At 59.5% G+C, this 10,218-nt stretch carries 9 protein-coding genes; 2 read left to right on the top strand and 7 right to left on the bottom strand.

Annotated elements, in window-relative coordinates; all coding sequences use genetic code 11:
* Positions 1-52 precede the first annotated feature (52 nt).
* From BI292_RS06005 to BI292_RS05980, 6 genes are read right to left on the bottom strand one after another with little or no spacing between them, the layout of a single operon-like run.
* A complete protein-coding gene (locus BI292_RS06005; protein WP_101207301.1) occupies positions 53-1,645 on the bottom strand; it encodes a Wzz/FepE/Etk N-terminal domain-containing protein in 1,593 nt (530 codons plus the stop codon).
* A gap of 17 nt (positions 1,646-1,662) precedes the next feature.
* Entirely contained in the window at positions 1,663-2,688 is a 1,026-nt protein-coding gene (locus BI292_RS06000) for a polysaccharide biosynthesis/export family protein (RefSeq protein ID WP_092270393.1), read from the bottom strand.
* A gap of 22 nt (positions 2,689-2,710) precedes the next feature.
* Positions 2,711-3,358 carry a CpsD/CapB family tyrosine-protein kinase gene (locus BI292_RS05995; protein ID WP_092270390.1) on the bottom strand — a complete coding sequence of 216 codons (648 nt, stop codon included), beginning with the start codon at positions 3,356-3,358 and terminating at the stop codon, positions 2,711-2,713.
* On the bottom strand, positions 3,359-4,105 hold the full coding sequence (locus BI292_RS05990) for a sugar transferase (RefSeq protein ID WP_092270387.1): 747 nt from the start codon (positions 4,103-4,105) through the stop codon (positions 3,359-3,361).
* A gap of 18 nt (positions 4,106-4,123) precedes the next feature.
* Positions 4,124-5,170, bottom strand: coding sequence for an NAD-dependent epimerase (locus tag BI292_RS05985; RefSeq protein WP_092270384.1), 1,047 nt, complete (start codon positions 5,168-5,170; stop codon positions 4,124-4,126).
* A complete protein-coding gene (locus tag BI292_RS05980; RefSeq protein ID WP_101207300.1) occupies positions 5,167-6,519 on the bottom strand; it encodes a UDP-glucose/GDP-mannose dehydrogenase family protein in 1,353 nt (450 codons plus the stop codon). Before BI292_RS05980 ends, BI292_RS05985 begins: the two co-directional genes overlap by 4 nt.
* A gap of 389 nt (positions 6,520-6,908) precedes the next feature.
* On the opposite strand from BI292_RS05980, the gene BI292_RS05975 reads away from it, so the two are divergent.
* The gene (locus BI292_RS05975; protein ID WP_101207299.1) at positions 6,909-8,606 is read left to right on the top strand and encodes a sulfatase-like hydrolase/transferase; all 1,698 of its coding nucleotides are present in this window, start codon (positions 6,909-6,911) and stop codon (positions 8,604-8,606) included.
* A 30-nt stretch (positions 8,607-8,636) separates the two neighbouring features.
* Here the strand turns inward: BI292_RS05975 and BI292_RS05970 are convergent, their stop codons facing one another.
* Positions 8,637-9,587 carry a hypothetical protein gene (locus BI292_RS05970; RefSeq protein ID WP_157831213.1) on the bottom strand — a complete coding sequence of 317 codons (951 nt, stop codon included), beginning with the start codon at positions 9,585-9,587 and terminating at the stop codon, positions 8,637-8,639.
* A gap of 181 nt (positions 9,588-9,768) precedes the next feature.
* Here BI292_RS05970 and BI292_RS05965 point away from each other — a divergent pair.
* Positions 9,769-10,218 (top strand): ABC transporter ATP-binding protein (locus BI292_RS05965; RefSeq protein WP_101207297.1); only part of this gene is annotated, 450 nt, incomplete at its 3' end.

Here is a 10,218-nt window from a genome sequence, read left to right as displayed (position 1 = left end):
CTGCTGAGCAAATGAATGATCGGCAGGGCGCTGGTCGGGTTGAGCGGCGCGTTCAATTGCGCACCCAATGCACGAAGCGTGGCACGCTCCAGCTCTTGTGCGGGTTGGTCGGCAGCAGGTGTTGATCGTTGATCACCAGCAGCACCGGCAAGCCAAGTTCGTGGCTGATTTGCGCTGGGTGCTTGAAGCGATGATCAAAGAACTCACGCACGTAGACCAAGGCAATCGCCAGCAACAGACCGGTGAACAAACCGAACGGAATGATCAGGAACGGCTTGGGAAACGCCGGCGCCGTCGGTTCGAACGGCGGGCTGAGCACCCGGGCGTTGGACAGGTCGTTGTTCAGCGAACTGGTCGCGGTGCTTTCGGCAAAACGCTGGGCGTAGGTGCCGAACGCCGCGTGCAGGGCGTTGATCTCGGTGTCCATCTGACGCAGTTTGCTTTGGGTTTCCTGCAACTGGTGGATGCGATTCTTGAACTCGGCGATGCGCGCGGTTTTCTGGTCGATCACCGAACTGACAATCGCCAGGTCGTTGGTGCGTTCCTGAATCCGGTTGCTCACCACTTTCAAGAACTGCTGACGGGTGCGGGCAATCTGCTCGCGGGTCAGCAGCATCGGTTCGCTGCTTGGCTGGAAAATCGCCAGGTCGTTCATGTAGCGACTGACTTGCGAGGTCAGCGCTTCGCCCATCTGCTTGATCTCGCGATCTTCGAACGCCACGTTGTCGACGGTGGTGGTGAAGGTGTACGGGAAGGTGTAGTCGTTGAGTTTCGAGGCACTCGCGGCGGCCAGGCTGGTTTTCAGGTATTCGAGCCAGCGTTGGCTTTGCAGGCGACGGTCCTGGTACAGGTTGAGCGCTTGTTCTTCGGTGTTGATCGCGTTGAGGCGGAAGGTGATTTCCTCTTTCGGATCAGACGAACCGATGGCTTCGAGCAACGCCAGGCGATTGCCTTCCAGACCATCGAGGCGCACTTCGTATTGCTGCTTTTTGGTTTCATAGAAACTTTGCGGCAATTCGATCGACTGCAACTGCTGACGGCTGACCAGGTAGTTTTGCAGCAGCGCTGCAACAAACTGCGTGCCCTGATGCGGATCGCCGAAGCTGTAGATGATCGAAATCACGTTGGAGCCCGGCAGGGTTTCGATTTTCAGCTTGGCGATGGCTTCTTCAGTCAGCGCGTCCAGCGTGGTGTCACGCACTGGATCGGTTTCCATGCCGAGCGCGGCTTTCGCCGGGTTGATCACGTACTCGCGCAGCGGCGTGGTGACATAACGTGCCCACGGCTCGGATACCAGTTTGTTGAACGCACCGGGGCTGGGCGTGTACTCGCCTTTTTCCCGCAGTTCGCTGATGGTCTGACGAATCAGCGCCGGCGAACGCAGGATGTTGCTCTCGGTTTCCATGTCGGCCAGTGACGGCGGAATGAAACTGGCGTTTTCCTGGGTCAGCGAGGTGGTCGCGTCGCCCTGGGAGAGTTTTTTCGACTGGACGATGACTTGCGCGGTGATGTCGAAGCTTTGCTTGAGCACCATTGGCAAGATCAGCGCGACGACTGCAAAGATCAGGAAGACTCGTTTCACCAATTGCTTGTTGGCGAAGAAGATCCTGAAGAACTCGTGCAGGTAGTTTTCCTTTGGATTCATGTCAGATCCCCCAAGCGTTAGTTGCTGTCGCTGTCTTTGTTGTCGACGCGGTAGCCGAAGCTGAAACCCACACCCTGGAACAACACGACGTCTGCCAGTTGCCGCGCGAGCTCACCGGCGCTGGCCAGTTTGGTCTTCGGCACATAGAGCATGTCGTCCGGTTGCAGGTAGGCGAATTGCGAAGCGTCACCCGACAGGGCTTTCTCCACGTCGTAGCGCCGGGCCTGAACCTGATTGCCGTTGCGGCGCATGATCACCACCGAATCGAGGCGTGCCTTGATGTTGGTGCCACGGGCCAGGGTCAACGCTTCGAGCACTGAAACCGGCCGGCGAATCGGGTAGGAACCCGGTTGCGCGACTTCGCCCAATACGTAGATTTCGTTGCCTGCAGTGGATTTGAGCAGCACGTCGACGGTCATCCGTCCTGGCAGTTGCGCGTAGCGTTTGTTGAGGAAGGTCTCCAGTTGATTGACGGTCATGCCTTGCAGCGGCACGGCGCCGATTTCCGGGAAACTCGCGTAGCCGTCGGTGCCCACGGTGATCTCCCGGCTCATGCCGGTAGCAGGGTGGTTGAGCGCACTTTTCAGGTTCGCTTCGTTGCTCAGCGGGCTGATGATTTGCACCGTCAGCTGATTGCGGTTGGGCTGGAACAGTTGTTTGCGTTGGTAGACGCGCTGAATTTCGGTGCGCGCTTCCTCGGAGGTCAGCCCGGCGATTTTCACCGAAGTATTGGCCCCCGGCAGTTCGATGGTGCCATCGGGCAGCACCAGTTGATTGCCGTTGAGCTGGCTGGCAGCGGTGAAGTTCAGGCCGATCTGGTCACCGGACTGCACGCGGTAAGCGTCCGAGCCGCTGGTGCTGATGTGGAAGATCACGTCCAGCACATCTTGCGGACGCAAGGTCTGTTCGACGCGGGGCATGTCGGTGGCCTGCGCATTGGCCGGCGATGCGGTGAGGATATTCACCGGCATGTTCTGGGTATCTGAATTGCTGGAGCAACCTGCAAGCGGCAGCAACAGCAGAAGCAGCATTTTGGCGTTCATGGCGTCATCCTTTTCTGCTGGCTTAGAGGTTTTTGTAGAGCCACTTGGGCATGTAGTACTTGCGTCGGTTGAACACGCTGCCGACCAGTTTTGCCCCGGCCTGAGTCAGGCGCTGGACGGCGGCCTGGGCCACTTCCCAACGCGTGTCTTCGGCGCGAACGACCATGATCACGCCGTCCACCTGGGTGCTGATGACCAGCGTGTCGGCGGCCGAATACACCGCGTCGCCGTCAATCACGACGAAGCGATAGCGGCTGCCCAACTGGTCGAGCAACGGGCTCAGGCGTTCGGCGGTGAGGTGTTCGGTGCCGCGGATTTGCCGGCCGTTGGGCAGCACGTCGAACGGCAGGCTGGAGGTTTGCACCACGCAATCCTGCAGCAGTGGCGGGGTGCCGCTGCTGAACAGCAGGTCGCGGAAGCCGCGTTCTTTCTGCAAGCCGAGTTGTGCGGTGAAGTTGGTCGCCGACTGGCTGGCGTCGACCAGCAGCACTTGGCCGCTGCTCATTTGTGCCAGTTGGCTGGCCAGCACCAGGGCGCTGGTGGTGGTGCCTGCGCCGGGGTTGGCGGCAGTCAGGAATAGGATCCGCAGATCTTGATCGAGCACGGTCGATGTCAGGTTGGACTCGCTCGGGTTGGCAATGCTCAGGCTTTTATTGGTTGAACCGTCCATTTAACTTGCTCCGTGGCCGCTGAATACTTTGAAGGGGGTTTTCAACAGAATCTTCAGATCAAGCAACAGGCTCTGCTCGGCGATATAGCTGAGGTCCAACTCAACGCGCTGGTCGAAGTCAATGTTGCTGCGCCCGGAGATCTGCCACAGGCCGGTCATGCCGGGGTAGATGCTCAGGCGGGCAAGGTGGTTATCCTTGTAGCGGTAGGCGTTGAACGAGGTAGGCCTGGGGCCGACCAGGCGCATGTCGCCGGTAAAGACGTTGATCAGGTTCGGCAGCTCATCGAGGCTGCTGCGCCGCAGGAACCCACCGATACGGGTGATGCGCGGGTCCTTGTCGATCTTGAAATCAATCGCGTCGGCGCCGTGCTTGTTCAGGTGCCGCAAGGATTCCTTGAGCTCCTCGGCGTTGGCGACCATGGTGCGAAACTTGTACATGCCGAACACGCGGCCGCGATAACCGGTGCGTTTCTGCACGAACATCACCGGGCCCGGGCTGCTCAACTTGATCGCCACCGCGAGACCGAGCAACAGCGGCGAAATCGCTAGCAGAATCACCAGAGCGCCGATGCAGGCGACCACCCGATTGGTCCGCGACAAGGTCCAGGGCCGGCCGCCGTCACGCCCGGTGATCCAGCCGCGACCCTGCATGTGGATCGCGCTGTCGAGGCGCATTCGGTGTTCGGGGTCCAGGCGTTTGTCGCGCCGCAGGTTTTGCAGTGGCACACCTTTTTCATGTCCAGTCATAGACGCCTCCGCTCAAGTTCAGCCCAAAAGCTCAGCCGCAAGCGGCGCGTGGGCAGGCAGTGGGTAGTAATCGCGAAACCAGGCGACGAACCGGCGAAGGCCCTCGTCAAGCTCGATACGCGGGTGGAAACCAGTGTCGCGTTCCAGCTCGTGGACATCGGCACAGGTGTTGAGCACATCCCCCGGTTGCAGGGGAAGCAGCTCGACATTGGCTTTGCGGCCCAGATGTTTTTCCATCAGGGCGAGGTAATCCTTGAGTTCCACCGGGTGTTCGCCACCGATGTTGTAGAGCCGCCACGGCGCCATGCTGGTGGCCGCGTCCGGTTGCTCGCGGTCCCACTGCGGCGAGGCAACCGGTGGCCGCTCGACCAGGCGGGCAATGCTCTCGACGATGTCGTCGATGTAGGTGAAATCGCGTTGATGCTGACCGTAGTTGAACAACTTCAGCGGGCTGCCTTCGACGATCGCCTGGGCGAAGCGGATCGGCGACATGTCCGGCCGGCCCCACGGCCCATAAACAGTGAAAAAGCGCAGGCCCGTGCAGGGAATGCCGAACAGATGGCTGTAACTGTGGGCCATCAGCTCATTGGCTTTTTTCGTCGCCGCGTACAACGACAGTGGGTGATTGACGCCGTGGTGCGTCGAGTACGGCGTTTGTTGATTGGCGCCGTACACCGAACTCGACGAGGCGTAGATCAGGTGTTTGACCGGGTGGTGCCGGCAGCTCTCGAGAATGTTCAGGAAGCCGCAAAGGTTGCTGTCCAGATACGCCTTCGGGTTATCCAGCGAATAACGCACACCGGCCTGGGCCGCGAGGTTGATCACCACTTCCGGTTGTTCACGGGCAAACAAGGCGTCGATGGCCGCAGCGTCGGCCAGGTCAATCTGTGCGAGCGGGAAACTGCCGACTTGCGACTGCACCCAGCGCACCCGATCGTGCTTGAGTTGCGGGTCGTAATAGTCGTTGAAGTTGTCCAGCCCGCAGACCTGATGCCCGTCGCGCATCAGCCGCAACACGCAATGGGCACCAATGAATCCCGCCGCTCCCGTCACCAGAATCTTCATGGGCGCAGCACCTCGGGAACCACGTGGCGCAGGCCGATGCCGCTGTAATGCAGACCGGCGGCGGCGACTTGTTCAGGGTTGTAGAGGTTGCGTCCGTCGACGATCACCCGCGAGCGCAGCTTGCTCGCGAGCACGTCGAAGTCGACCACGCGAAAGTTCTTCCACTCGGTGCAGATCACCAATGCATCGGCGTCTTCCAGGGTGTCGTCGCGGGTCGCGCACAAATGCAGGTCGTTGCGATAACCGTAGATGCGCCGGCATTCGGACATGGCTTCCGGGTCGTAGGCCTGCACGCTTGCACCCTCGGCCCACAGCGCTTCCATCAGGTAACGGCTCGGCGCTTCGCGCATGTCATCGGTGTTCGGCTTGAACGCCAGACCCCAGATCGCGATGGATTTGCCGGCCAGGCCTTGAGGAAATTGCGCTTTGAGTTTGCTGAACAGGATGTGCCGCTGGGTATCGTTGACGTCGGTTACGCTGCGCAACAGCCGCAGCGGCATGCCGTTGTGTTCGGCGGTGTGCAGCAGAGCGCGCAGGTCTTTGGGGAAACACGAGCCGCCGAAGCCGCAACCGGGGTAGATAAAGTGATAACCGATGCGCGGGTCGGAGCCGATGCCTTTGCGCACCGCTTCGATGTCGGCGCCGAGCAATTCGGTGAGGTTGGCCAGTTCGTTCATGAAGCTGATGCGCGTGGCGAGCATCGCGTTAGCGGCGTACTTGGTCAGTTCGGCGCTGCGGTTGTCCATGAACATGAGTTTTTCGCGGTTGCGGCAGAAGGGCGCGTAGAGCTCGGTCAACTGGTCGCGCGCCACGTCGTCGTTGGTGCCGACGATGATCCGGTCCGGGCGCATGCAATCGGCGAGGGCGCTGCCTTCCTTGAGGAACTCCGGGTTGGACACCACGCGCACCGTCAGCGCGTCTTTGCCGCGGCGTTGCAGTTCTTCATTGGCGGTAACGATGACCTTGTCCGCCGTGCCGACCGGCACCGTCGACTTGATGATCAAGGTGCGATCGGCTTCCATGAAATTGGCAATCTGGCGCGCCACGTTGAGCACGTGGCTGAGGTCAGCGGAGCCGTCTTCATCGGCCGGCGTGCCGACCGCGATGAAGATCAGTTCGGCGTGCTCGACCGCGTCGCTGGCCTGAGTGGTGAACAGCAAACGACCTGCCTTGATGTTCTCTTCCAGCGTGCTGGAAAGTCCTGGCTCGCTAATAGGCGGAACAGCTTGTTGCAGCTGTTTAATCTTGTTCGGGTCAATATCGACACACAACACTCGGTGTCCGACATCGGCAAGTGCTGCTGCTTGAATCAGGCCGACGTAGCCCGTACCAAATACGCTCACGTCCATATTGGCGTGCCTCGTAAGACGGTTAAAAAATCAGGAATTAGACTGTCAAAAGGGGTATAGCCCAGCCGCAGAAAAACGTGTCAGCAAAATGACATGTTGCACTGTTAGTACACCGCGATATTTACGGGCGAATTGCCATCAAAGGCTTGATGTAGCTGGATTTGCCGCGGTTTTGACGGGTTTTTCACATTTAAAAGAAAACGATAAACGGTCGAAAGCCCCGGCTGGCAAGGGCTGTAGCGCCTTGAGTGTGTCAGATTTGAGTCAACAATTTTTTGACGCTTTTTGAAAATGTCGGGCATTTCTTGCGGTTTGATGGCCCGGTGCTAGTGTCAAAAAATGGCCGACAATCTATTGGCCAGACGCCCTCCACGAGACGTGCAAATACTATGAATCGATACCTTAAAGAACTGCTCTTAGTTTTGTACTTACTAAAGAATTATGACTATTACCTCGAACGTCTAAGTGCGTTGGGCATTGGTATTCCATTACTTTTATTTGGCGCCATGTTTGCGGCGCTGGTTATTGCGTTGTTTATGACGGCGTATATCCGTCAAACATTGATTCGGCATCTGTTCGCAGTGGCGATGTTTGCTTCGGCAGTGTTCTTCGACGTCTATACGCGGGTGACCGCTGACTACCTGACGTACAGCAGTTTTGTCTCGCTGGTGTACTCGGGCGGGTTCATTCAGGAGGCGGCGTACCAGTACCGCGATCCGCTGATCAGCGGTTTGCTCGGTGGTTTGCTGCTGCTGTTCGGCATCGGCCTCAAGCCGCGTCGGCGCCTGCGCTTGCCGGGCGCGGTGCTGGTGGCGGCGCCGCTGATGGGCGTGTTGCTATTGAGCGCGGTGCTGTTCGTCAGGGCGGGCGAGGGCGCGCGTGGCTTGCCGATCATGTACACGCCGCTGGCGTATCTGAACCTGTTTACCTACGAAGCCCTGCAAAACACCGTCGGCCCGCGCGAATCGGTAAAACTGGCGCGCAACGAGCAACCGGTCGGCCACGACATCGTGCTGATCATCGACGAAAGCATCTCCGGCAATTACCTCGACATCAACGCGCCGTTCGGCGTGCACAGCAACCTCAAGCAAGCTCGGCCCGGCGTCGATATTTTCAATTATGGCTACGCCGCTTCCATCGCCAATTGCAGCGCCGACACCAATATCACCCTGCGCTACGGCGGCACCCGCGCCGACTACATGCGCATCAACACCACGTTGCCGTCGATCTGGCAGTACGCGAAAAAAGCCGGGCTGCGCACCGTCTACATCGACGCCCAGCGCACGGGCGGCAACCTGCAGAACCTGATGAACGATGCCGAGAAAAAAGACATCGACGAGTTTGTGCAATTCGACAAAACCAGCGTACTCGATCGCGACATGGCGGCCGCGACCAAGCTCATCGAATTGCTCAACGACGGCACGCCGCAATTGGTGGTGATCAACAAGGTCGGCGCGCATTTTCCGGTCCACGACAAATACCCGGACGCCTTCATGACCTATCGCCCGACCTTGCCGCGCGGGCAATTTGTCGAAGTGGCGGATACCGGCAAACGCGATGGCTTCAATGGTCAGCCGGACGATTGGATGCTCTACCGCAACGCCTACAAAAATACTTTGCTGTGGAACGTCGGGGAGTTTTTCTCGCGGCTGTTTGCCCAGGCTGACCTGAGCAATGCGGTGCTGATCTACACCTCGGATCATGGCCAGGATCTGCATGAGCGCGGCAACCCGGGGCTCAATACCCACTGCGGCGGCGATCCGGTGGAAGAAGAAGGGCTGGTGCCGCTGGTGGTGATTCAGGGCAGCGATTTGCAGACGCTCGACTGGTCAGCGCAATTAACCGCGAACAAGGATCGCTCCAGCCACTACAACATCTTCCCGACAATGTTGCAGTTGATGGGTTACGACCTGGCGGGCGTTGAAGCGGTGTACGGCAAACCGCTGAACGTGGCGACGGCGGATGACTTCACTTTCAACTACCGGTTCAACGCGCGGCTGGGGGCGAAACCGCAGTGGAAGCACATCGACCTGAAGACAATTGTCACGCCGGCCGAGTCGGCGACGAGTGTGGCGGCGGGGCAGTGAGGGCATGACCGCGTTGTTGATCTGCAGCGATCAGTCCAGCGCCACCACCCAAACCGCATTGCCAAACGAATCGCAGAGGTACAACCGAGTGCCATCGGCGCTGAACACCGGGCTTTGCGGATAAAGACCTGCCTGAAAGCGGCTGACCACTTGCCAGGTTGCGGTGTCGATGATCGTGACGTTGCGTTCAGCCGCGCTGCAGCAACACGCGAGTGCACCGTTCGGGCTGAACGTCAGGCCGTGCGGCAGCGGCGGAACCGGCAGCAGGTCGACCACGTCGTAGCTCGCCAGATCGATCTTGGCGACGATGCGCTCATCCGTCCGGTAAGGCGCGTAGCCGAAATCCCCCGCAGGGCTGAGGGCGAATTCCTCGAAGGGATCGGGCAGTGACAGCACCGTAGTGATCTCACCGGTTACGCTATCCAGCACGTTCAGCGCGTGGCGCAGGTAATCGCAGATGAACAGGCGTCCATCGCGACTGAGCACCGCAGCGCTGGCGAACGGACCGGTGATGAAGCGCTTGATCAGCCTGTCGCTCGCGGTATCGATGATGCACAACTGGCCATTGCCGGCGCTGTTGGCGTGCACGTAGAGGCGTTGACTGTGGGTATCGATGGTCATCGCATGCCCTTCGCTGGCAGCGATTTCGCCGGCGATTTTGCGAGCCGAAATATCAACCACAATGACTCTCGATTGCCCCAGTCCGCCGACATATGCGCGATTTCTTCGGGCATCGACAACGATCGCCAGTGGTCGGATCGGCAGCGCTATCACCGCGATCACGCACATCGCATCAGTGTCGATCAGCGACAGCGTGCGGTCCTCGGTATTGCACACGAGGGCCAAACGATCATTGGCGGCAAGCGCGAGGCTGTTGGGTTCCCGACCGACTTCGACCACGCCGATGACCAGCGGCTTGCGCAGGAATTTGCCGGCGGTTTTGGCGTCGGTCTTGCGGCTGATGTGCAGTGACGTTTTCATCATTCGAGCCTCTTTCCTGCGCAGCGCTGGTGGGCAAAGCGATGACCATCCCCGGTATCAGACACTCCTTGCATGACATTATTAGATACCCGCGCCTGCGCGCCCGCTACTGTTAGAACTGTCAGGTAACCTGCGGTCGCGTCCGCTATCCTTGCCCCACGCTTATCAAACGGGTTTGCCCATGTTGTCTGTCCAAGGTGTCTACAAAAGCTACGCCACCCCGCAAGGTCCATTGCCAGTGCTGCAAGGCATCGACCTGACGCTGAAACCCGGCAGCAGCCTGGCACTGATGGGCGAGTCGGGCAGTGGTAAAAGCACCTTGCTGCACCTGATTGCCGGGCTGGATAAGGTGGATCGCGGCAGCATCAGCAGCGGTGAGCATCGGCTCGATCAGATGAACGAAGCGCAACTGGCCAACTGGCGGCGCACTGAAATCGGCTTGGTGTTCCAGCAGTTCAACCTCATCGGCAGTTTACGTGTGGAAGACAACCTGGCGTTTCAGGCGCGGCTGGCCGGGCGTCACGATCCGCGCTGGCAGGCGCATCTGGTGCAGCGGCTGGGTCTGGGCGATTTGCTGCGGCGCTATCCGGAGCAACTGTCCGGCGGCCAGCAACAACGGGTCGCGCTCGGC

Origin of the sequence: Pseudomonas sp. 43NM1, assembly GCF_002836905.1 — a bacterium.
GTDB classification, from domain to species: Bacteria; Pseudomonadota; Gammaproteobacteria; order Pseudomonadales; family Pseudomonadaceae; genus Aquipseudomonas; species Aquipseudomonas prosekii.
Note: the sequence above shows the minus strand (reverse complement) of the source record. Positions and strands in the feature narration are given on the sequence as shown.

Excerpts from the sequence above, each read along its gene's own strand:
- BI292_RS06005 (WP_101207301.1), bottom strand. The coding sequence starts at position 1,645 with ATGAATCCAAAGGAAAACTACCTGCACGAGTTCTTCAGGATCTTCTTC.
- BI292_RS06000 (WP_092270393.1), bottom strand. The coding sequence starts at position 2,688 with ATGAACGCCAAAATGCTGCTTCTGCTGTTGCTGCCGCTTGCAGGTTGC.
- BI292_RS05995 (WP_092270390.1), bottom strand. The coding sequence starts at position 3,358 with ATGGACGGTTCAACCAATAAAAGCCTGAGCATTGCCAACCCGAGCGAG.
- BI292_RS05990 (WP_092270387.1), bottom strand. The coding sequence starts at position 4,105 with ATGACTGGACATGAAAAAGGTGTGCCACTGCAAAACCTGCGGCGCGAC.
- BI292_RS05985 (WP_092270384.1), bottom strand. The coding sequence starts at position 5,170 with ATGAAGATTCTGGTGACGGGAGCGGCGGGATTCATTGGTGCCCATTGC.
- BI292_RS05980 (WP_101207300.1), bottom strand. The coding sequence starts at position 6,519 with ATGGACGTGAGCGTATTTGGTACGGGCTACGTCGGCCTGATTCAAGCA.
- BI292_RS05975 (WP_101207299.1), top strand. The coding sequence starts at position 6,909 with ATGAATCGATACCTTAAAGAACTGCTCTTAGTTTTGTACTTACTAAAG.
- BI292_RS05970 (WP_157831213.1), bottom strand. The coding sequence starts at position 9,587 with ATGAAAACGTCACTGCACATCAGCCGCAAGACCGACGCCAAAACCGCC.